Source organism: Streptomyces sp. NBC_01485 (assembly GCF_036227125.1).
GTDB lineage: Bacteria > Actinomycetota > Actinomycetes > Streptomycetales > Streptomycetaceae > Streptomyces.
In genome coordinates, this window is sequence record NZ_CP109435.1 from 2,863,678 (window position 1) to 2,884,836 (window position 21,159).

The 21,159-nt window shown below is 70.5% G+C and carries 19 protein-coding genes and 3 pseudogenes; 12 read left to right on the plus strand and 10 right to left on the minus strand.

Annotation, left to right across the window (positions count from 1 at the left end; genetic code table 11):
* The first annotated feature begins 128 nt into the window (after window positions 1-128).
* The 6 genes and pseudogenes from OG352_RS13170 to OG352_RS13195 form a co-directional block, all read left to right on the plus strand.
* Window positions 129-1,169, plus strand: a complete 1,041-nt coding sequence (locus OG352_RS13170; protein WP_329216905.1) for a rod shape-determining protein — start codon at window positions 129-131, stop codon at window positions 1,167-1,169.
* A gap of 309 nt (window positions 1,170-1,478) precedes the next feature.
* Window positions 1,479-2,540, plus strand: coding sequence for a glycoside hydrolase family 5 protein (locus OG352_RS13175; RefSeq protein ID WP_329216906.1), 1,062 nt, complete (start codon window positions 1,479-1,481; stop codon window positions 2,538-2,540).
* Between the two features lie 305 nt (window positions 2,541-2,845).
* Window positions 2,846-3,107, plus strand: a pseudogene (locus OG352_RS13180) (DUF899 domain-containing protein); the annotation flags it as partial.
* A 120-nt stretch (window positions 3,108-3,227) separates the two neighbouring features.
* The gene (locus tag OG352_RS13185; RefSeq protein ID WP_329223815.1) at window positions 3,228-4,127 is read left to right on the plus strand and encodes an LLM class flavin-dependent oxidoreductase; all 900 of its coding nucleotides are present in this window, start codon (window positions 3,228-3,230) and stop codon (window positions 4,125-4,127) included.
* Window positions 4,128-4,207: 80 nt separating this feature from the next.
* Window positions 4,208-5,389, plus strand: a complete 1,182-nt coding sequence (locus tag OG352_RS13190; RefSeq protein ID WP_329216908.1) for an FAD-dependent oxidoreductase — start codon at window positions 4,208-4,210, stop codon at window positions 5,387-5,389.
* Between the two features lie 146 nt (window positions 5,390-5,535).
* Window positions 5,536-5,658 (plus strand): annotated as a pseudogene (locus tag OG352_RS13195) (class F sortase); the annotation flags it as partial.
* 19 nt (window positions 5,659-5,677) lie between these two features.
* Here OG352_RS13195 and OG352_RS13200 read toward each other — a convergent pair.
* The gene (locus OG352_RS13200) at window positions 5,678-7,222 is read right to left on the minus strand and encodes an alpha-1,2-mannosidase (protein WP_329216909.1); all 1,545 of its coding nucleotides are present in this window, start codon (window positions 7,220-7,222) and stop codon (window positions 5,678-5,680) included.
* Between the two features lie 157 nt (window positions 7,223-7,379).
* Between OG352_RS13200 and OG352_RS13205 the strand changes: the two genes are divergently transcribed.
* The 4 genes from OG352_RS13205 to OG352_RS13220 all read left to right on the plus strand — a co-directional run bounded on the left by OG352_RS13205 (window position 7,380) and on the right by OG352_RS13220 (window position 10,082).
* Window positions 7,380-7,904 (plus strand): hypothetical protein, encoded by a 525-nt coding sequence (locus OG352_RS13205; RefSeq protein ID WP_329216910.1) that lies wholly within the window; start codon window positions 7,380-7,382, stop codon window positions 7,902-7,904.
* Window positions 7,901-8,218, plus strand: coding sequence for a transcriptional regulator (locus OG352_RS13210; protein WP_329216912.1), 318 nt, complete (start codon window positions 7,901-7,903; stop codon window positions 8,216-8,218). Before OG352_RS13205 ends, OG352_RS13210 begins: the two co-directional genes overlap by 4 nt.
* 325 nt (window positions 8,219-8,543) lie before the next feature.
* Complete coding sequence (locus tag OG352_RS13215) at window positions 8,544-9,077, plus strand: hypothetical protein (RefSeq protein ID WP_329216914.1); 534 nt, start codon at window positions 8,544-8,546, stop codon at window positions 9,075-9,077.
* A 249-nt stretch (window positions 9,078-9,326) separates the two neighbouring features.
* Complete coding sequence (locus OG352_RS13220; protein WP_329216916.1) at window positions 9,327-10,082, plus strand: winged helix-turn-helix domain-containing protein; 756 nt, start codon at window positions 9,327-9,329, stop codon at window positions 10,080-10,082.
* Here OG352_RS13220 and OG352_RS13225 read toward each other — a convergent pair.
* Both OG352_RS13225 and OG352_RS13230 read right to left on the minus strand, forming a co-directional pair.
* Window positions 10,048-11,619 carry an amidohydrolase gene (locus OG352_RS13225; RefSeq protein ID WP_329216918.1) on the minus strand — a complete coding sequence of 524 codons (1,572 nt, stop codon included), beginning with the start codon at window positions 11,617-11,619 and terminating at the stop codon, window positions 10,048-10,050. The genes OG352_RS13220 and OG352_RS13225 overlap by 35 nt on opposite strands.
* A gap of 29 nt (window positions 11,620-11,648) precedes the next feature.
* The gene (locus OG352_RS13230) at window positions 11,649-13,118 is read right to left on the minus strand and encodes an APC family permease (RefSeq protein ID WP_329216920.1); all 1,470 of its coding nucleotides are present in this window, start codon (window positions 13,116-13,118) and stop codon (window positions 11,649-11,651) included.
* A gap of 187 nt (window positions 13,119-13,305) precedes the next feature.
* Between OG352_RS13230 and OG352_RS13235 the strand changes: the two genes are divergently transcribed.
* Window positions 13,306-13,914: a TetR/AcrR family transcriptional regulator gene (locus tag OG352_RS13235; RefSeq protein WP_329216921.1), complete on the plus strand. Its 609-nt coding sequence runs from the start codon at window positions 13,306-13,308 to the stop codon at window positions 13,912-13,914.
* Window positions 13,915-14,178: 264 nt separating this feature from the next.
* Here the strand turns inward: OG352_RS13235 and OG352_RS13240 are convergent, their stop codons facing one another.
* The 4 genes from OG352_RS13240 to OG352_RS13255 all read right to left on the minus strand — a co-directional run bounded on the left by OG352_RS13240 (window position 14,179) and on the right by OG352_RS13255 (window position 18,609).
* On the minus strand, window positions 14,179-15,045 hold the full coding sequence (locus tag OG352_RS13240; protein WP_329216922.1) for a carbohydrate ABC transporter permease: 867 nt from the start codon (window positions 15,043-15,045) through the stop codon (window positions 14,179-14,181).
* A gap of 7 nt (window positions 15,046-15,052) precedes the next feature.
* Complete coding sequence (locus OG352_RS13245; protein ID WP_329223816.1) at window positions 15,053-16,075, minus strand: carbohydrate ABC transporter permease; 1,023 nt, start codon at window positions 16,073-16,075, stop codon at window positions 15,053-15,055.
* Between the two features lie 73 nt (window positions 16,076-16,148).
* Window positions 16,149-17,495 carry an ABC transporter substrate-binding protein gene (locus OG352_RS13250; RefSeq protein WP_329216923.1) on the minus strand — a complete coding sequence of 449 codons (1,347 nt, stop codon included), beginning with the start codon at window positions 17,493-17,495 and terminating at the stop codon, window positions 16,149-16,151.
* 94 nt (window positions 17,496-17,589) lie between these two features.
* Window positions 17,590-18,609, minus strand: a complete 1,020-nt coding sequence (locus OG352_RS13255) for a LacI family DNA-binding transcriptional regulator (protein WP_329216925.1) — start codon at window positions 18,607-18,609, stop codon at window positions 17,590-17,592.
* A gap of 180 nt (window positions 18,610-18,789) precedes the next feature.
* On the opposite strand from OG352_RS13255, the gene OG352_RS13260 reads away from it, so the two are divergent.
* Complete coding sequence (locus OG352_RS13260) at window positions 18,790-20,139, plus strand: mucin-1 (RefSeq protein WP_329216926.1); 1,350 nt, start codon at window positions 18,790-18,792, stop codon at window positions 20,137-20,139.
* A gap of 78 nt (window positions 20,140-20,217) precedes the next feature.
* Here the strand turns inward: OG352_RS13260 and OG352_RS39965 are convergent.
* The 3 genes and pseudogenes from OG352_RS39965 to OG352_RS39970 all read right to left on the minus strand — a co-directional run.
* Window positions 20,218-20,277, minus strand: a pseudogene (locus tag OG352_RS39965) (hypothetical protein); the annotation flags it as partial.
* Between the two features lie 100 nt (window positions 20,278-20,377).
* Window positions 20,378-20,680 carry a putative quinol monooxygenase gene (locus OG352_RS13270; protein WP_329216928.1) on the minus strand — a complete coding sequence of 101 codons (303 nt, stop codon included), beginning with the start codon at window positions 20,678-20,680 and terminating at the stop codon, window positions 20,378-20,380.
* Window positions 20,681-20,768: 88 nt separating this feature from the next.
* Window positions 20,769-20,864 (minus strand): hypothetical protein, encoded by a 96-nt coding sequence (locus OG352_RS39970; RefSeq protein WP_443072244.1) that lies wholly within the window; start codon window positions 20,862-20,864, stop codon window positions 20,769-20,771.
* Between the last annotated feature and the right edge of the window lie 295 nt (window positions 20,865-21,159).

Consider the following 21,159-nt stretch of genomic DNA (forward strand, 5'->3'; position numbering starts at 1 on the left):
CAAAACCCCCATTCGGTCGCGCCCCGCCCGGCCCCCTCCAAGGGGCGGCCCCCGCCCCGCCCCCGCACGATGCGAAGGAGGCCGACCGCCCGGCGGCCCCACGGTCTGTGCTCTCGGGAGGACCTGCCATGACCGCCAGTCTGGAGCAGCTACGCCGCTGCCACTTCGCCGTCGACCTCGGAGCGGCGCGGACGCGGGTGTACGTGAAGGGGGCCGGGCTCGTCGTCGACCAGCCGTCCGCCGCCGCCGTGAACACCCGCACCGGCGCGCTGATCGCGGTCGGCGAGTTCGCCGAGAAGATGACGGGACGCACCCCGCACTACATCCGCGTCGTGCGCCCGGTCTCCGGCGGCACGGTCGTCGACATCGAGATGGCGCAGCGCATGCTGCGGCACCTGCTCGGCGACAAGATCCGCCGCCAGTTGCGCCGCAAGCCGTTCCTGCGCGGCGCCGCCTGCACCCCGCACGACGCCGACCCGCTCGCCCAGCGCGCCGCGATCGAGACGCTGGTCGGGCTCGGCGCGCGGCGCGTGGAACTCGTCGACACGCTGATCGCCGCCGCCGTCGGCTGCGGGCTGCCCGTCGAACGCCCCGAGGCCACCATGATCATGGTGTGCGGCGCGGCCGCGACCCAGGTCGCCGTGCTCTCCCTGGGCTCGATCGTGACCGCCGAGCGGATCCCGGTCGGCGGCGAGGCCGTGGACCACGCGATCGTCCAACACCTGCGCCACGAGCACGAGTTGATGCTGCCGAGCCAGTCCGTACGCCCCCTGCAGGTCGCCCTCAGCGGCAACGGTCTCACCCCGCACGGGCCCACCTCCACCGAGATCCACGGGCGGGACGTCGCCACCGGTCTCGCCCGCTCCGTGCGGGTCGACACCGCGGCCGTACGGGACGCCATCGAGACCCCGCTGACCGCCGTCCTCGACGGCATCGGCCGGGTGCTGCGCGAGTGCCCGCCCGACCTGGTGGCCGACCTCGCCGACCGCGGGATCATGATGGTCGGCGGCTCCGCCCTGCTGCCCGGCTTCGACCAGATGCTGCGCCAGGCCACCGGCATGCCGGTGCACATCGCCGAACGGCCCGACATCTGCGCCGCCCAGGGCCTGGGCGCCATGCTGGAGGGCAAGATCGCGCCACTCACCCTGGAGCCGATCGCCACCACCTGAGCCGCCCGAGCCGCCCGTGCCGCCTGCGCCACCTGCGCCACCTGCGCCACCTGCGCCACCTGCGCCACCTGCCGAAACAAACCGACTACGTGAGCCCCGGCAACAGGAGACACAGGAAGCACAGGAAACAACAGACGGCGACAGGAAACACCAGATGGCAACAGGCGGCAACAGACGTTTACCCGCGTGAAACCTTGACGATCACCCGGCCGGGTGCCACGATTCCGGCGCCGCCATGTTTACGCAAACATCAGCCATCGCGGGGCTCCGATGTTTACGCAAACATCAGAGCCGAAAGGGCACACGTCCATGCGTCACACCCCCGCCAGCGCCTCCCGCTCCCCCCGCCTGCGCGCCGCTCTCGTCGCGGTCGCCGTCGCCGCGGTGAGCGGCAGCACCCTCGCCGCCACCCCCGCCTCGGCCAGCGCCCGCCCGGCCATGGACACGACCCAGTTCAAGGGCGTGAACTGGGCCGACCCGCGCGACAACTTCGCGGACGACTACCTCCAGTTGTCCGGTCTGTCGACCAAGGACACCTACAGGCAGACCTACGCGAAGGCGACCCGGATCATCTCGGCGTTCCGCGCGAACCTCGGCGCCAACACCGTGCGGCTGCCGATCAACCCGTACACGGTCAACGGCGCGTACTGGAAGTCGTACCGCGGGGTCATCGACGCGGCCTCCGACCAGGGTTTCAAGGTCATCGTGTCCTACTGGGAGGGCACGGGTGACCGCAAGGACGGCTTCATCGACGACACGGCCACCTACTGGCCGATGTGGAAGACCGTCGTCAAGGCCTACAAGAACGACAAGCGCGTCTACTTCGAGCCGATGAACGAGCCGCACGGCTACACGGACACCGAGTGGGCCGACATAGCGGCGAAGTGGCTGACCAGGTACAAGTCGGTCCCCCGCAACCGGGTCTTCGTCAGCGGCGCCGGCTACAACGACCACGTGACCACGGTCTGCGCCGACCCCCGTCTCAAGGGCACGTACCTCTCCCTGCACCACTACGGGTTCTGGAAGGAGTACGCGACCTACGACCAGTGGGTGGCCGACCTCAAGGTCCGCATCGGCGACTGCGCCAACCGGACCGTGGCGGACGAGTTCGGCGCGCCGATGACCGACGGCCTGAACTACAACGTCAAGACCCCCGACAACAACTTCATCAACTACGTCCAGGCGGTCACGGACACCTTCCGCGAGCTGAAGATGGGCTCGGTGTACTGGCCGGGCCTGCGCACCGACGACACCTACTCGCTCCAGAAGCTCGTCGGCCCCGTCAACCGCCCCTGGCTGACCACCACCAACCAGTCCGGCGCGGACCGCCTCGCCTGGGCATGGGGCCGGGGCAAGCCGGTCAAGGGCTGACACCGGTCAAGGGCCGACGCCGGCCAGCCCCGAGGTGCTCACCGGGCCCGCTGACCTGACGGTCGGCGGGCCCGTCGCCTTTCGGCGGGGAGAGGGTGCGATGCGTCACGATGAGTTGCGACGATTTGCGATGAGTTCCGGCCGGGTCGCGAGTCTGTTCTGGTGAGCGTCGTAGGACGTTGCAGGACGTTTGCAGGACATTTGCAGGACGTCGTACGACGCTGCCCGACGCGAGACACCTGGGAGGACACCTGGAGCTCGACGGGACGGTCGAGGTCACCGGCGCCGACGGGCCGGTCCCGTTCAACGAGCCGGTCAACGGGTCGCTCGGCCTGCTCGACATGACGCCCTACGGCCGCGGCGAGGCGTGGGAGGACAACCCCGAGGGCCGGCCCGTGATCGGCGACGTCCGCGAGGGGTACCCGTCCGAGGGCCGCCTGCTGGTACTGGCGCTCGGACGCCGACGGCGTCGCCACCTGGGGCCCGACCAGCCGGCCCGTGCCGCAGTGGACCCGCCCCGGCGCGACCCCCGCGGAGACCCTCGGCCGACACGGCCACCACCACTGAGGCGACGTCAACGCGCCCCGAGGCATACGCCGTTGATCCACACACCGACCACCCCGTAGGTTCCGACACATGACGAACACGAACGCGAACACCAACGTGAGCACGAATGTGAATGCGAACGTGCCGAACGTACGGATCGGTGTCATGTACGACCGCGACTGGGCGCCGGAAGGGCTGCCCGGGTTCGCGCGGCAGGCCGAGGCGCTCGGGGTGGACGATCTGTGGGTCGTCGAGGATCTCGGGTGGAACGGCGGGGTGTCGGCGGCGGCCGTGGCGTTGGGGGCGACCGAGCGGCTGCGGGTGGGGCTCGGGATCGCACCGGCGCCGTTGCGCAGTCCGGCGCTGCTGGCGATGGAACTGGCCACGCTGGCCCGGGTGTTCCCCGGCCGGCTCGTGGCCGGGGTCGGGCACGGGGTGCGGGAGTGGATGGTGTCGGTCGGCGTCGCGCCCCGGTCACCGCTGGCCCTGCTGGAGGAGACGATCACCTCCGTGCGCGCGCTGCTGCGCGGGGAGCGGGTCGAGCTGGACGGGCGTGAAGTGCGGCTGGACGGCGTCCAGTTGGTGCACCCGCCGGTTCAGGTGCCGCCGGTGGTGGCGGGTGTGGTCCGGCCCCGGTCCCTCGAACTGTCCGGCCGCGTCGCGGACGGCACCCTGATCGCCGAGGGCCACGGCCCGAGCGACCTCGAGAACACCCGCGCCCTGACGGCGAAGGGCGGCGCCGGGCCCGACCACACCCTGACGGTCCTCTCCTTCGCGTGCGTCGGCGACGACCCCGACGAGGTCGCCCGCACCCTCCACCCCCACACCGAGGGCCACGGCGCCTGGCTGGGCCGCCCGCAGGAGGAGGTGTTCACCGTCTCCGGAACACCCGCGCAGGCCGTCGGCGACATCCACGCCCTGGCGGCGTCCGGCGCGGACACGGTCGTCCTGCGTATCGTCGGCGCGGAGCCGCTCCGCCAACTCGAAGCCGTACTGGACTCCCTCGGCCGCCCTCGGACACCGGCGCCGACCGCGAACTGACAAGTTCCGGACGGCACACGGAAGAACGCGGAGCAGAGCCGATCAGACTGAAGCAGCACACGGAAAAGCGGGGGATAGGCATGGCACGTTTCCTGGTCATCGGCGGCGGCATCGCCGGCACGGCGGCGGCTCTGGCGCTGCACAAGGCGGGCCTGGAGGTCGCCGTGTACGAGGCGCACCCCGACTCCGCCGAGGACATCGGCGCGTTCCTCACCCTCGCGAGCAACGGCCTGCGGGCCCTCGCGCAGCTCGACGCCACCCCCGCGGTCACCGCGCTCGGGTTCCCGCTCACCTCGATGCGCGTCGTGGACGCGACCGGCGCCGAGGTGGCACACGTCCCGCTCGGCGAGGCCGACGACCCCGCGCTGCGGTACCGGTGCCTGCGCCGCGGCGAACTCGGCGCGGCCCTGCAGGCGGAGGCGGTGCGCCGCGGCATCGCCGTCGTCCACGGCGCCCGTCTCGCCTCCGTCGAGGACGGCCCCGACGGCGTCACCGCGCACTTCGCCGACGGCAGCACGGCGTCGGGCGACCTGCTCATCGGCGCCGACGGCCTCAACTCCGCCGTCCGCCGCACAACCACCCCCACCGCACAGCCCCGTTACGCCGGACAGCACGTCTTCTACGGCTACACGAACGCAGCGCCGGAGGCCGTGCAGGCCGGTCAGGAAGATGCGGCGTGCATCACGATGACGCGCGGCAGCACAGCCGCCTTCGGCCATACGACGTCACCCGACGGCGAGACGTACTGGTTCGCCCGCGTCTCCGCCCCCGAACCCCTCACCGCCGACGAGCTGACCGACGCCGCCCCCACCCATTGGCGCGACCTGCTGCTCCCGCTGCTGCGCAAGGACCCCACCCCGGCCGCAGGCATCGTCGCGGCCACCACGGCCCCCGTCCTGGTCACCAACGCCACCGAGATGCCCAACGGCGCCCCCTGGCGCACCGGGCGCACCCTCCTCGTCGGAGACGCGGCCCACGCCGCCTCCCCCGCGACGGGACAGGGCGCCTCCCTGGCCCTGGAGGACGCGGTGATCCTCGCCAAGTGCCTACGCGACACACCGGACCTCGACTCCGCACTCCCCCTCTACGAGGCACTGCGCCGCCCGCGCGTCGAACACAACACCACCGCCAGCGGCAACATCTCCCGCGGCACCCAGCGCCCACCCCGCCCCACCGGAGCAACGCCCGCACCGGCGCCCCGTCCCGGCGACGACGAACTCATCCGCCAACTGGACTGGCCCTCCACCGTTCCTAATCAGTGAGCAGAAGTGAGTCTTGGACCCATACCTGGTCACCGCGGACACCCCGAACGGTTTTGGATGTCCTGGCGGGAGTGTCATGAATTAGGTGTGATCCTTCCCGAAGGAGTCATCTGATGAATGCGACGACAGGTCACCTGATTGAGGTCCCCACCGAGAAGGTCTACGGCCCCACCCAGGACCGCGCCCTGCGGCTGATCACCTGCGACGGCGACTTCGACGCCCAGGGTCACCCGGTGAACAACCTCATCGTCTACGCGAAACTGAGGTGAGCCCCGGCAACCGCCCCCCTCACCTGCCGCGGAGGCGGGCCGCCAGCGCGGCCAGGGTCTGGGCGGTGTCGGTCAGGGACTGCACGGCCGCCTCCAGGTCCGCCGCCACGCTGGTCGCGGGGACGCCGTCGGCCTTGGGCGCGGGGACCGGCGTACCGCGATAGCCGATGGGACCCTCGTTGTAGCGCTGGTAGTAGCCGACGAACCCCTGACCGGTGGGGGCTTCGACGAAACGGACCTGGGCGAGCTGGGTCTCGTTCGAGCCGGAGTTGGAACTGATCTCCAGACGATAGTGGCGGTAGGCCGTGGTGTGGGCGGCGCCCCGTACGACGAAGTCCCTGGTCTGGAAGCGGCTGGTGAAGGTCTCGCCGGTGCGGGTGTCCAGCGGCGTCCAGGTGTGGCCGTCGAAGGAGCCGAGGAGCGTCCAGTCGCGGGGGTCGCGGCCGGGGGCGTCGTTCGCCGACCTCAGGGAGTACGACGAGACGACGGCGGGGCGGGCGAGGGTGAAGTCGAGCAGGGCGGTGTCGTCGAAGGCCAGCCACTTGTTCCGGGCGTCGTCCAGGAGGTTGGCCGCGCCCTCCCCACCGCCGTCGAACTCCTCGCTCGCCGCCACGCCGGTCACCTTGAGGTCGCCCGTCGCGGACTGCAGCATGACCACGCCGGAGTTGCCGCGCTGGTCGCGCCAGGACACCCGCTCGACGGGAACCGGTCCGTCGTCCACCAGCAGCCGCAGCTCGTGCGAGGCGTGCCAGCCGCCGCCCCAGCCCTCCTCCGTGCGGAAGCGGTGCAGACGGGACTCCGAGGCGTCGTCGAGCCCCTCGGGGAACGCCCAACTGCCGTTGAGGTGACCGCGGTACTCGTAGACGGTGCCGTCGGCGGCACGGTGACTGCCATGGAAGCCGGACATGTTGGACTGGAAGCTGATGGCCGACTCAGCGCCGTCCGCCGCACGCCAGTTGAGCTGCGCGGGCAGCGAGTGCTCGTCCCGGTCGATGTGGAACAGCAGCCGCGGACCCACCTCCCAGGACTCGGAGGACGAGGAGGAAGTGTCGGCGAAGGGGGCGCGGAGTTCGGTGCGGTAGGCGAAGACCGAGTCCTGGGCGGCCTGTGCCGCCCGCGCGCGCTCCGAGCGGCCCCGCTCGTCGATGGAGTCGAGGGTGATCCGGTAGAGCCAGAACATGCTGCGCGCCTCGGCCGAGGTACGTATCTCCAGGGTGTTGCCGCCCGGCTTCAGCAGCCGCGCGGGCACCGCGAACACGTTGTCCGTCGGAAGGTCACCGCCGCCGGGCACGGTGAGTTCCTCGGCCAGCGCCTCGCCCTGGAGCAGTACGTCGATCGGGGCGTACCCCGGTGAGGAACCGAGCCTGGAGACAAGGCCCGTGACGGTGAGCGTCGCCTGCGGTATCGCCTCCGGATCCACCACCTCGAACTCCAACGTCACGCTCCCGCCCGCGTCCAACGCCAGATGATCCCCGGCGAACCCGCACCCATGGCGCTGGACCTCGGCGTTGGACAGAAGAGCCGGCTCGACGGAGAAGTCCGCGAAGGTGGCCTGCAAGCTCATGACGGCTTCAGCTCCTGATAGACAGTCAACTTCGGTCATGCCGAAGGGCGATGACCGTGATCAGAGAACTTAGCGCCAGGCTCTGACACCCGACGGAAGCAGCGGCTCGGGAAGCAGCTACTTTCCATACCGGAAACCATCCGCTACTCTTTCCAACATGGAAACTAACGGGGAACCGCTCACACCACTCACACCGGAGCAGGCCCGCTCCGCCCTGGCCGACACGCAGCGCGTCCGGGCGTCCGCCACGGCCCTGGCGGCCACCCCGTGGCCGAACTGGTTCTTCGCCACGCTCACGCTCTACGTCGCCGCCCTCCCGATCGTCTACGGAGGGGTCATGGCCGACCCGGAGTGGCTGCTGCCGCGCCCGGCCTGGGCGGGCGTCATGCTGGCGATGACGGTGGCGTACGCGTCGCTCTTCCGCGTTGCGGCCAAGGGCTGGCGCGACAGGACCGGGGTGGCGCTGCGGTTCGACGTGCTGCCGAAGCGGGCGACCGTACCGCTCATGATCGGCCTGCCGGTACTGCTGGTGGGGCCGGGGTTCGCGTTCCGTGTCACGGGATGGCCGGGTTGGCTGATCGCGGCCTCGCTGACCGGCGCCGCCGTGTCGGCCGGCTTCCACCTCACCTTCGTCCGCCTGCACCGCAAGACCGAGCAGAAGCCCGCCTGGAAGCCGGCATGAGCACCGACGCCCCCGACCCGCTGGCGGGTTTCGACGCCACCGTCCACGCCCCGAACCGGCTGCGCATCTGCGCCCTCCTGGACACGGCGGGCGAGGCGGAGTTCGGCCTCGTCCAACGGCAACTCGGCGTCTCCGCCTCCGTGTTGAGTAAGCACGTCACCGTCCTGATCGACGCCGGCTACGTCGAACAGCGCAAGGCCGCCCACGACACCCGCCGCGTATGGCTCCGCCTGACCCGCCAGGGCCGGGACGCCTACCAAGGCCATCTCGCGGCGCTGCGGGCGATCGTGGGACCACCGGATCCGGCCCCCTGATCACCCGCAGATCACGCGGACTTGATGGGATACGTCACCGCGCCTGACGGCGCGCCCTTCGCGGCCGCTTCACCGCCGCACGGATCCGCCACCACACCTTGCGCACCTGAGGGGTCTCCGTGGAACAGCTGACCGGCGTGTTCGACTCATAGTCGGGACCGTGCCCCAGCGACTTACCCTCGGCCGGGTATTTCTCATGCGGAGTTTGCGCCATTCGCCCCTCCTGCGGACGATACGTGCCGCAGTTCTTGCGCAGGTCGTTGTCGGACCGGGTCGTCGGGCTGGACCCGAAGCCGGCCACACCCACCATGACAGGATTTCCGGTGTGAGTGACGACGAGGAGTACCTGGACAAGAGCCCTGCCGCCGCGCGGATGGGGAAGGCCGCCGAGTACCTGGTCGCGGCCTCCTCCATCCTCGCCACAGGCGGGGAGTTGAACGTCTCCACCTCGCTCGTGGACGACGAGGGCGTGGACCTTGTCTTCCACCGGCGCGGGAGTTCCGCGACCCTGGCCGTGCAGGTGAAGGCCCGGATGTCCACTGGAACGCAAGTGCAGCAGGGCAGGCTGACGGCCTTCGTGCGGGCGCAGACGTTCCGGCCGCGGACCGGCCTGGACATGCTGTTCGTCGCCGTGGATGTCGAGCGAGGGGCGATCATGACGGCCTGGCTGATACCGAGCACCACCTTCGGAAAGATGGTGACCGAGCCCAACGGCAAGGGTCGCTTCGCGTTCTCGGCGTCCATGAAGCCGGACTCCAAGGACCGCTGGACCCCGTTCCGGCTGACAGCAGCCGAACTCCCCAAGCGCGTCCTCGCCCGACTCGCTGAGCTGGAGAAGGCGCCCGGAGCCCTGGCGTGAGCAGCGGATTCAGTCCGCTGGGCGAAAGCTGACGCTCCAGCAGCTCACCAGGAAGGTTCCCGCCCTCGCGGAGGGTTGGGTTTCCGGTCCTTGCCGGGACCCGCTGACCGAGACCGAGACCGAGACCGAGAATCGCCTCTCCGGGACAGCATGAGCGATGTACCGTCAATCGCACTGCGTCAGGGACGCCTCTGACCTGCGGTGTCGGTGTCGGCTACTACGCAGTGGCACATTCGGGATGAGGAGACCTTGGAGCGCGCGCCTGAGCAGTTGGGGGCCTGGCTCGAAGGCCGCCGGAGACGGCTGGGGCTGAGTCAGACGCAGCTTGCGGAGCTGGCCCTTGTCAGCACGCGCAGCATCCGCGACATCGAGCACGGCCGGGCACGCTCCCCGCGCAGCCTCTCGGTGCTCAGGCTGATGGCGGCACTGGGTCCGGAGGCCGAACCGGAGCCGGTCGGCGGCCCGGAACCGGTCAGGCTGGACGTCCTCGGTCCCCTCGTCCTGCGCGTGGCCGGACGACCCGTGGAGTCCGGCGCGCCGAAGCAGAGCTGCCTGCTCGCCCTGCTGGGCCTGCATCCGGGTGTGCCCGTGTCCCGGGACGAGATCGTCGACGTCCTGTGGGACGGCCGCCCTCCCGCCAGCCGTCTGAACGTGGTGCACACCTATGTGTCCCGGTTGCGCCACCTGCTGGCCCCGGCGGCCCGCCCCGAGGACGGGCCCGCCGGCGTGCTGCGCCGGACCCGCACCGGCTACCTGCTGCAACTGGACGAGGACCGGTGCGACGCGGCGAAGTTCACCGCCCTGGCCGCCCGGGTCTCCCCCACCGCCTGCTCCCCCACCCCGTCCGGCGACGGCGACCCCAGCCAGATGTACGCCACCGCGCAGGGCGCGCTGCGGTTGTGGCGCGGCGCGGTCCTCCAGGACATGCCGTCCCGGGTACGCGAGCATCCCCCGACCGTCGGCCACGCCGTCACCGCTCCCGGTGTGCCACGTACCCCCCGGTGACGGTCAGCCGTACCGGCGCCTGAGCCAGCTCGTCCGCCGGCGCCTCGACCGGATCCAGGGTCAGAGCCGTCAGGTCGGCGCGGTGGCCGGGGGCGATACGGCCCGCCGTCCCGCTTTCCCCCGCCGCCCGTGCCGCGTGGGTCGTGCAGCCTTCCAGCGCCTCCAGCCCGGTCAGTCCCGCCCGCGTCGAAGCCGCGCCCCTCGGCGCCCGTGCCGCGGCCAGGACGGCTCGTACGTCGTAGTGGGCGATGGGCCAGTCCGAACCCAGGGCCACCGTCGCGCCCGCGTCGCGCAGGTCGCGCAGGCGCCAGGCGTGACCGGCGCGGGCGGTGCCCAGACGGCGGGACCACTCGTCCGTGCCGTCGGCCCGTGTGTACGCGGTGTGCGGTGGCTGCATGGACGCGGCCACCCCCAGCTCCGCGAAACGGGGCAGCAGGTCGTCCGGCGCCGTCTCGATGTGCTCGATCCGGTGCCGCCCCCGCGCGCTCGGCCCCAGCCCCGCCACCACGTCCAGAACGTGCCGTACCGCCGCGTCACCGATGGCGTGCGTGGCCGTGCTGACCCCGGCGGCATCCAGCCGCCGTACGGCGGCGGCGTACGCCTCGGGGTCCGGCCAGAACGCCTCGGTGCCCTGGCCGTGGCAGTCGGCGTGCTCCAGCCAGGCCGTGCCGCCCTCCACGGTGCCGTCCATGAAGAACTTGACCCCGCCGACCTGCCAGTGCCGGCCTGCTCGGCCCTGGAGGGCGATCAGTTCCTCCAGACCCGCCTCGTCCACCCCCGGCATGCACCAGGGCGCGAACCGCAGCCGCACCGGCAGCACCGTCTCACGGGCCACGGAGTCGACCAGCTCCTGATCACCGGCGTCCATGACGTGCGCCCCGGTCAGACCGGTCGCCGCCATCGCCGTCAGGAGCTCGATCAGGCGGGCGCGACGGGCGGTGTACGACGGCCGGGGCATGACGGCCGTGAGCAGCTCCATCGCGGCGTGCTCGACGAGGTGTCCGGTGGGCCGGCCCGACGCGTCGCAGACCACCTCGGAACGCTGGGTGAAGTCCCGCGGCCCGGTCACGCCGGCCGCGGCGAGCGCCGCGCCGGTCGCGAGGGCGGAGTGGCCGTCGTAGAGGCGCAGGAAGGCCGCGGCTCCGCCCACCGCGTCCTCGACGAGCGCGCGGTCGATGGGCCGGCCTTCGAACGCGTTGTGGTCGAGGCCGAAGCCGAGCACCCACCCGTCGATCCGCTCGGCCCCCGCGAGGGCGGCCCGCAGCCCCGCCAGGTCCGCCACTCCCGACAGATCGACACCGGTCGCCATGTCCAGCCCCCACACGGGGTGACTGTGCGCGTCCACGAGTCCGGGCACGAGATGCGCCCCCTCCAGAGGTACGACCTCCGTGCCCGGCCCTCGCCAGTCGCGTACGTCGCTCTCGTCTCCGATCGCGGCGATCACCCCGTCGCGTACGGCGACAGCGGTGGCGTAGGGCAGGGCGGGGTCGAGGGTGCGCACCTTGGCGCCGGTGAGGATCAGGTCGGGGGCAGGCATGCGGCGGTGAACTCCTTTGGTCTGTACGGCTATTCGGCGGGTTCGGCAGGTTCGGCGGCGAAGTTCGCGTACACCTGCGGTCGTGCGCGGCGCAGCCACCACGCGAGGACCAGACCTACGACGAACGTGGCGGGGGCCATGAGGATCAGGACGGTGTTGACGGTGGGCGAGGCACCGGTGAACAGGTCGATGTGGGTGACGACGAGCCCAATCACCGTCGCCAGGATCACAGCGGCGAGGACCGGGGCGACGACCGTGCGAAGGACGCCCTCCTGGTGGCGTACCCGCCGGAAGTAGCAGGGAACGGCGATCGCGGCGAGCAACTGGAGCACGAACAGGCCGATCATTCCCGGGGTGTTGACCCAGAGGAGCAGCCGTTGGTAAGGATCGGCACCGGCAGCCCAGAAGGCGATGACGACGACCGCGCCGAGGGCGGTCTGGGCGATTCCGGCGACGTAGGGGGAACGGTGACGCGAGTGGATGCGGCCCAGCGTCCTCGGCAGGACTCCCTCTTCGGCGAGGGAGAGGGCATACCGGTTGATCGCGTTGTGGAAGGCGAGCAGGCAGGCGAGGATGCTGGTGATGATGAAGAGGTGCATCAGGTCGGCCGCCCAGCCGCCGACGTAGGTGGTGATGGCGGAGAAGAACAGGCCGCTCGGATCCTTGGCCGCGGCCGCGATCACTTCCTCGTTCCCGAACGCCTGGATGACGATCCAGACGATGAACGCGTAGAAGACGCCGAGGAACCCGATGGCCACGTAGGTCGCGCGCGGCACCGTGCGGTCCGGGTCGCGCGCCTCCCGCCGGTAGATGACGGTCGACTCGAACCCGGTGAAGGCGGCGAAGGCGAAGGCCATGACGACGGCCATGCCGGAGACGAAGACGTGGCCCGCGCCGAAGGAGACACCGGACAACCCGTGCGCACCGCCCTTGATCAGCACGCCGCCCGCGAGGAGCACCAGGATGCCGGTTTCGGCGACAAGCAGGACGCCCAGGAGTTTGGCGCCGAAGTTGACGGAGCGGAAACCGCCGTAGCCGACCAGCAGCAGGCCGGCGAGGGAGATCGGCAGCCAGGACACGTCCACGGAGAAGAGGGCGTGCAGGCTGCTCGTGGTGGCGCTGGCGAGGAGGCCGTAGATGCCGATCTCCATGCCGTTGTAGCCGATGAGGGCGAGCAGAGCGGCGCCGATGCCGACGGGTCTGCCCAGGCCACGGGTGATGTAGGCGTAGAAGGCGCCGCCGCTTTTCACGTGGCGGCTCATGGTGGTGAAGCCGACGGCGAAGACCGCGAGGGTGATGCCGGCGATGAGGTAGCCGGCGGGGGCGCCGATGCCGCCGAGCAGGATCGCGAGCGGGGCGACGCCGGCCATGACGGTGAGCGGGGCGGCTGCGGAGATGACGAAGAAGGCGATGTCAGCGGTGCCGAGGGAGCCGGAACGGAGGGTCGCCGTGGTGGGCGGCGCGCTCTCCTCGGAGGCGTCGGGGGTGGTCACGGACATGGGCAAGCCCTTCGGGCGCGGCGGACGGGGAGGGATCCGGACGTGCGGGGTGGCCGGTGTTTCCGGGGCTGCTGCGAGGCGATGGCGGCCTCGGACCCATTAATCTAAAGGCTTTCGGTTTCGGCAATGTAGCCTCATCCCGGGCATCCGGGAAGCCCCATCTCACACCCTTGGGGGGAACACACATATGGGACGGCCGCGCACACCGCTCCTCGACCGTGAGCGCATCACCACGACGGCGCTGCAACTCGTCGCCGAGCACGGCGACTTCAGCGTGCCGCAGATCGCGAAGCGGCTCGGGGCGCAGACCGGGTCGGTGTATCACCACGTGGACGGCCGGGACGGCATCGTGGAAATGCTGCGCGAGCGGGTCGCGTCCGCGATCGACCCCGGCACGCTGGACGTGAGGCCGTGGGACGCGGCCCTGGAGGCCTGGGCCCGCTCGTACCGGGCCGCGTTCGCCGCACACCCGAAGGCGATCCCCCTGCTGATGACCTCACCCGTACGAGCGCCCCGGGTACTGGAGCAGTACGAGCGCGCGGTGACGCTGCTGCTGAACGCGGACTTCGCACTCGTCGACGTGATGCCGCTGATCATCGCCCTGGAGAACCTGGTCCTGGGCTCGGCCCTCGACCTCGCGGCGCCGGAGACGATGTGGGTCATGACGGAGTCGACACCGACTCCTCGGCTGGCCGAGGCCCTGGCCGTGGTGGGCGAGGGGCGCGCGAATCGGGCGTTCGAGGTGGGCCTGGAGGGGCTCCTGAACCACGCGAGAGCCTTGCGACCGGCCGGGTGACGGTACGGAACGCGACCAGCGAACCTTCCACCCCGCCCTGGAGCGATTCAGGAGGCGGTGACGCCCCTTTCCGGCTCCTGAAAGCCTGACGTCGTTCAGCGACGTCTCGGAACCCAGACCGATCCGTGCGCGTACGCGGCCCGCCGGCCGTTCCGCTTCCGGCTCGAACCTTCGTCGCGCTCTCTGGCCACTTCGGGTGGGGCCGCTCCTGTCGACCGACCGGCCCTGCCCTGCCCCGGTCGAGGACTCCGTGCCGGCCCGCGCTCAGCCCTTGACGGCGGAGCTGGCGACGCCTTGGACGAACCAGCGTTGGAAGAACGAGAAGACGATCAGGACGGGCAGGACGAGAAGGACGCCGAAGGCGAGGATCTGGCCCCAGTCCGGGGGCTGTTGGCCCTGGAAGACGCTCATCTCCAGAGGGAGGGGGCGGACGGAGGGGTCGGAGACCATCAGGACCGGCCACAGGAAGGCGCCCCACTGCGTGAGGAAGGTCAGGATCGCGACGGAGGCGAAGACCGGTTTGCTCATCGGGACGATGATCGCGAAGAAGGTGCGCCACGGGCCCGCGCCGTCCAACCGGGCGGCCTCCTCGATGCTCGGCGGGATCGAGCGGAAGAACGTGTGGAACTGGTAGATCGAGAAGGCGTTGGCGACGAACGGGATCGCCTGGACATAGACGGTGTTGCGCTGCTCGTTGAACATGTAGAACAGCGGCACCGCCACCGACTCGAACGGGACCAGCATCAGCAGCAGGACGAGCGTGAAGACCGCCTCCCTGCCCCGCCACTTCAGCCGTGACATGCCGTACGCGGCCATCGAGTTGACGAACAGACCGCCGGTCACGACCACGAACGCCACGAGCAGCGAGATGCCCATGAAGCGCCAGAAGTAGCCGGTGCTGTCGGAGTTCAGGGCGTCGAGGACGTGCGCGTAGTTGTCGAAGGACAGGTGGGTGGGGAGGAAACCGCTCAGGCCGTTCAGTACTTCGTCGGAGGGCTTGAGACTGCCGAGGAGTAGATACAGGACCGGCAGGACGAAGGCGAAGGCGAGCACACTGAGGACGGCGTAGTCGCCGATGCGACGCAGGCGCAGCCGACGGCGTGGCGCGCGGGTGGTCGTGGTCGTGGCCATGGTGGGGTCAGTCCTCGTTGTCGGGCCGGACGACGCGGCGCTGGATGAGGGTCAGGGCGACGACGATCAGGAAGAAGACGACCGTGATCGCGGACGCCTGGCCGATGTTGTTCTGGTCGAAGGCGGTGGTGACGGCCTGGTACATGACCGTCCGGGTGGCGTCCTCGTCGAGACCGCCGCCGTGGATGAGGACGTACACCTGGTCGAAGACCCGGAAGGACAGCACCGAGGTGAGCATGGCGACGAAGACGAGCGTGCCGCGGATGCCGGGCAGCGTGACGTGCCGGAACCGCTGCCAGGGCGTGGCACGGTCGAGCTCGGCGGCCTCGTAGAGTTCGCCGGGGATCTGCTGGAGGCCGGCCAGCAGGATGACCATCTGGAAGCCGACGCCCTGCCACACCGAGAGCACGATCACCGAGGCCATGGCGGTGGCGGAGTCGCCGAGCCAGTCGAAGGCGCCCCAGTTGCCGAAACTCACCGCGTGCAACGCCGAGTTGAGCAGACCCTGGTCGCTGCGGGCGAGGATGAGCCGCCAGATCACGGCGACCAGCGTCATGGGGAAGACGACCGGCATGAAGAACAGGGACCGGAACAGGCCGATGGCCTTGAGCTTGCGGTTGAGCAGGATCGCCAGCGCCAGCGCCAGGCCCGTCTGGAGGGGTACGACGACCACGGCGAACGTCAGGTTGTTGAGCAGTGCCCGCAGGAACGGGCCCGACAGGTCCGGGTCGGTGAACAGCCGCCGGTACTGCTCCAGGCCGAAGAACGAGGGGGCCATGGGCGAGCCGAGGCGCACGTTGTAGAACGAGAGGACGACGGCGTAGCCGAACGGGATGCCGACGAAGGCTACGAGCCCGGCGACGGCCGGGGCGGACATCAGCAGTCCGTGCAGCCGGTCGCGGTTCCTGGGCCGGTTGCCGGGCCCGCTTCTGGGGCCGGAACGTGTCGGCCGGGCGGTTTTCACGGCGGTCATGGGCGGGCTCTGCTCCCGGTCGGGGGGCGCGGCGGGCGCGGGGTCCACTGGTTCCACTGTCTTCACGGGTGGGTCCTGTTCCCGGCGCGGCGGGCAGCGTCTGCGCGTGCCCGCCGCGACCGACACGGTCCTACGGGATCTTGTATCCGGCGTTGTCGGAGAAGTCCTGGTCGATGGCGCGGGCGGCCTTCTCCAGGGCGCTCTTCGGGTCGGCGCCGCCGTAGATCGAGTTCAGGGCGTCGCTGAACTTGGCGGTGACCGTGGGGTATCCGGCGGTGACCGGGCGGGTGACGGCGACGCAGGACTTGGTGATGTCGCTGTCGCCGCAGGGCTTGGCGAGCTGGTCGGCGAAGAGCCGGAGCGGGCCGCCCTGCTTGTAGAGGGGGCTGGCGGCGAGCGCCGTCTTCGTCGCGGGCGGGGCGCCGTTGGCCGTCGTCATGGCGGTGACGTCGGTGTCGTTCATGAGGTAGTCGAGGAAGGCGCCGGCCGCCTTGGCGTTCTTGGTGTCGGCGCCGATGCCCCAGGCCCACGATCCCTGGCCCGTCTTGGGGCCGTTGCCGAAGTCGGGCAGGGGAAGGACGACGAGGTCGCTGCCGAGGGCCTTGCTGTAGGTGGGGTACATCCAGTGGCCGACCCAGCTCAGCGCGACGCGGCCCTTGGCGAAGGCGTTGCCGTCGGTGTTGGGGTCGACGTAGGTCTTCCAGGACTGGAAGGTCTTCATGGCCGAGACCACGGCCGGCGTGGCGAGCGCGCCCTCGGCCTTGCCGTCCTTCAGCAGCGAACCGCCGGCCGACCAGACGATCGGGGCGAAGCCGTAGGTGCCCCACTCGGTGGCGTAGCCGTTGTTCTCCTGGAGGTCGAGGGTCTTGCCGTCGGAGTCCTTGGCCTTGAGGGCCTTGAGCGCGGCGGTGAACTGGTCCGCCGTCCAGTCGTCGGAGAGGCCCGTCGGGTATTTCACCCCGGCCGCGTCGAGGAGCTTCCTGTTGCCGTAGACACCGAGCCCGGAGTCGTACATGCCCAGGCCGTAGTGCTTGCCGTCGATCTCGCCCTGCGCCTTGCTGCCGGCGGTGGCGTTGCTCATGGTCTTGGCGGAGACGTAGGAGTCGATCGCGGCGAGCTTCTTGTTGTAGACGAAGTTCGCCATGGTCGGGCCGTCGAACTCCATCACGTCCGGCAGCTGGGAGGCGTCGGTGGCGGTGATGGTCTTGGTGTAGTCGTTGCCGGGGATGAGCTTCAGCTCGACCTTGATCTTGCTCTGTGAGGAGTTGAAGGACTTCACCGCGCTCTGCAGGGCACCGTCCTCGCTCTTCTGGCCCTGATGGGCCCAGACGCTGATCGTGCCCTTGCCGCTGCCCGCGTCGGCGGAGGTGCCACCGCTGCCACCGTTGCCGCCGCAGGCGGCCAGGGCGGCGAGGGGCAGGACGAGGGCGAGGCCCGTACAGGCCGTGCGGCGGTACCTTCTGCTGGTCGGGCTCATGGTTGTGCCTCCGTACGGTGCGAGGGTTTCGAAGTTCGCTGGTGCTTTCCGGCGTGGGGGTGTGGGGCCTCGGGGCCTGACGGTCACAGAGGGGTCACTGGGGTCCGCGCGGGCGCGGCGGGGCGGTCGTCTCGCGCAGGACGAGACGGATGGGCATCTGCACATGCCCGGGCACCTCGGTGCCCGGCTCGTCGAGCTGCCGCAGCAGCAGCCGGGCGGCCTCGGCGCCTTGCCCGGCGACCGGCTGGGCGACGGTGGTCAGTCCGATCACGTCGGCGAGTTCGTGATCGTCGAAGCCGACGACGGACACGTCGTCAGGCACCTTCAGCCTGTGTCGCCGCAGGGCCCGCAGCGCACCCATCGCCATCTCGTCGGACTGCGCGAACACGGCCGTCGGCGGCCGGGAGGCGGCCAGCAACTCGGTCATGGCCCGCTCGCCGCCCTCGACGGTGTAGTCGCCGTCCGCCTCCAGGGCCGGATCGTGCTCGATCCCGGCGTCGGCCAGTACGTCGAGGTACGCCTGGCGTCGCGCGATGGGCGTGGTCCAGTGCTGCGGTCCGCTCGACCCGCTGATCATGCCGATCCGGCGGTGGCCGAGGTTCACCAGATGCCGTACGGCGCTCTCCGTGCCGGCCCGGTCGTCGATGCCGACCACGGTGAAGCCGGGCCGGGCGCCGCCGACCGTGCTGGCCAGCGGCACCCCGAGTGAGCGCAGTGCGGCCGACTCCTCTTCGTCGGGAATGAGCAGCGACAGCACCGCGTCCACCCGCTTGCGGACCGGCATCCCGGTGAAGAAACGCTTGCGGGTCTCCGGCGAGCCCAGGTTGTACAGCAGGACGTCGTACCCGGCGGCACTGAACACGTGCTCGGCGGCGTCCAGCACCGTGCCGAAGAACCAGCGGCCCACGTACGGGACCACGACCCCGATGGTGAAGGTGCGCCCGCTGGCCAGGCTGGACGCCGAGCGGGACGCCGTATAGCCGAGTTGCGCGGCGACGGCCGTGATCTGGGCGCGCACCTCGTCGGACACGCCCTGCCGGCCGCGCAGGGCGCGGGACACAGTGGACGCCGAGACTCCGGCGGCGCGGGCGACATCGGTGATGCTGACGGTCACAGCGCATTTCTCCCGTCGGTTTCACGTCGGTGTGATCTGGGGGTGACGTGACCGTAGACCCGGCCTCGTTGTTGCACAAGCGTTTGCGTTCGGTTCTACTTGGGCCGATTCTCAAGCGAGACCTTCTGGGTCAATGGTCAGCGCATGCGTTTGGGCGCTGCGAGCCGACAGGAACTGTGCATGCGATACGCCCCGCCCGGCCTCTGCGTGAACGACTTCGCCCTGCTCCGCGACGACGACGGCGGTTACGCGGTGCTGCATCTGCAGGGCCCCTGGACGGCCGAGTTCGACCATCTGCGGATGGAGACCTCCTACGGCCGGGCCACCTCCACCGACCTGGTCGACTGGAAGCCCGAGGGCACCGCCTTCGGCAACGGCCTGCCCGGCCGCTTCGACCAGCAGGCGGTGTGGACCATGCACCCGATCAGGCACGGCACCGGAATGGCGATGTTCTACACGGGCGTCTCCGGACTCACCCCCGAAGGCTGGCCGCTGCAGTCGGTCGGTCTGGCCTACTCCGACCGCACCGACGGCACCGGCTGGCGCCGCCACGGCACCGGGCCCGTCGTCGAGGCGGACGAGCGTTGGTACCGCACCGGCGAACGTATGGGCTGGCGCGACCCGTTCGTCGTACGCGACGACGAGTCGGACGGCTGGGTCATGGTCGTCTGCGCCGCCGACACGTCACTGCCCGTCGAGGTCAGCGGCTGCGTCGCCTGGGCCACCTCCGACGACCTGGAACACTGGACGGTCCACCCGCCGCTCATCGCACCTGGCGATGTCGACGAGTTGGAGTGCCCCGTCCTCGAACGCCTCGACGACGGAAGCTGGTTGCTGATCGGTTCGATCGGCGCGACGCGCGGCTTCGAGGCATGGACCGCACCGCGCCTGAGGGGGCCGTGGACCCGCCGTGGCCCGCTGGGCCCGACCGGCTCGTACGCCCCCCGCGTCATCGCCGCTCCCGACGGCTCACGTGTCGTGCTGCACACCACCCCGCGCCGAGTCGACCTCACGGACTCCGGCGAGCGTTGCCGGGGGATGCTCGCGCAGCCCAAGTCCCTTGTGACGTCGGATGATTCGGCACCCCGCCTGGAGTGGTGGCCGGGCCTGGACGGCTGGCTGGGGGAGGAGACGGAGGAGCCGGTGCTGCATGCGGTCGGCGATCTCCATGTCACCGGGCGGGTCGAGATCACGCTGCGCACCGACGGCCCCGGCGGCGACGGTCCCGCCCTGGTCGTCGGCTGCGACGGCAGGAGCCTCCGGATCACCGGCCCCGCCGGCGCGCCCATGGGCGAGACGCTCCTGACCGAGCCAGCCGCAACCCTGCGCATCCTCACCATCGGTGAGTACGTCGAGGTCTACGCCGACGGCGTCTTCGTCCTGACCAGCCTGTGCTACTCGGGTCACCCCGCCGTCTGGACGGCGGTGGCGGAAGGACGTACCCGCGCCGTCCCCGTCCGCCCGGTCCGCCTGCCCGACCCCGACCGCGACGACGCCTCGGCCATCTGGCCCGGACCGGCATCGATCTGAAAGGCCCGGCTGTGACCACTCCTTTTGCCGGGCCGTCTCCAGAACGCGCTGCCGGGTCTCGGTGTTGACGCGCTTGCCCTCGACCTCGTTGAGGATGTGGGAAACGGGCGTGACCGAGACTCCGGCGGCTGCCGCCACGTCCTTTGTCCCGATCCGCCTGCCAAGTGGTGCCCCATCGTTTCGGCAAGTGAGTGCGGGATGAGACCGCGCCCCGGTGGAGGCCCTTGTCAACGGCTCGCTACGGATTCGTGGCCAGCGGGTTCAGGAACGTCAGCACGGAGGCGTCCTCTTCGATCAGCGGAACGAGGGCGGCGTTGAAAGGGCCGCCGTACGGGGCGTTCAGGTGCGCCTGGAAGGCGTCCTCGTCCCGGTACGCCTCGAAGATCCAGAAGGCGCGCGGGGCGGCTGCCTTGGTGTAGACGTCGAAGGCGAGGTTGCCTTCTTCCTCGCGCACTTTCAGGGCGTAGTCGCCGATCAGACGGGCGACCTCGTCCTGTGCTCCCTCGCGGGCGGTGAACTCGGCGAGCAGGGTTTTCTTCACGGTCTCGTGTCCTTGTCAGTCGGGGGCGTCGGTCGTGAACGTCACTTGTGGGCGGAGTCGAGGTGCCGGACGACTGCCTTGCCCAGCTTCACGAGCCGATCTCGGCGAAGACCTGCACTCCCTGGCCGGCGGGGTCGGGGAGGATCTGGTCGGTGATCGGAACCTCGCCGCTGTCACCGAACACCTCGACGGACGACCGACCGGTCGACCGGTCGACCGGTCGACCGGTCGACGAGGATCCGCGACTTCACCTTTGCCGCAGGGACGACACGCTGGTCACGGGCCGGCTGGTCAGCCGGATGCTGCCGTCGACCGTGCGCAGGGCCATCTCCCGGGGGATGCTCTGCGCGCCGCGCCAAGGTGACGTGGGGATGGCCCCGCCGAAGTCCCAGCAGCTGGGCCTGGGTGTCCGAGAGCATGCCGGGATACACGTCCAGGGCTCATGGTGTCTCCTGTGCTGTGGCCGTCCACCGGGCGGA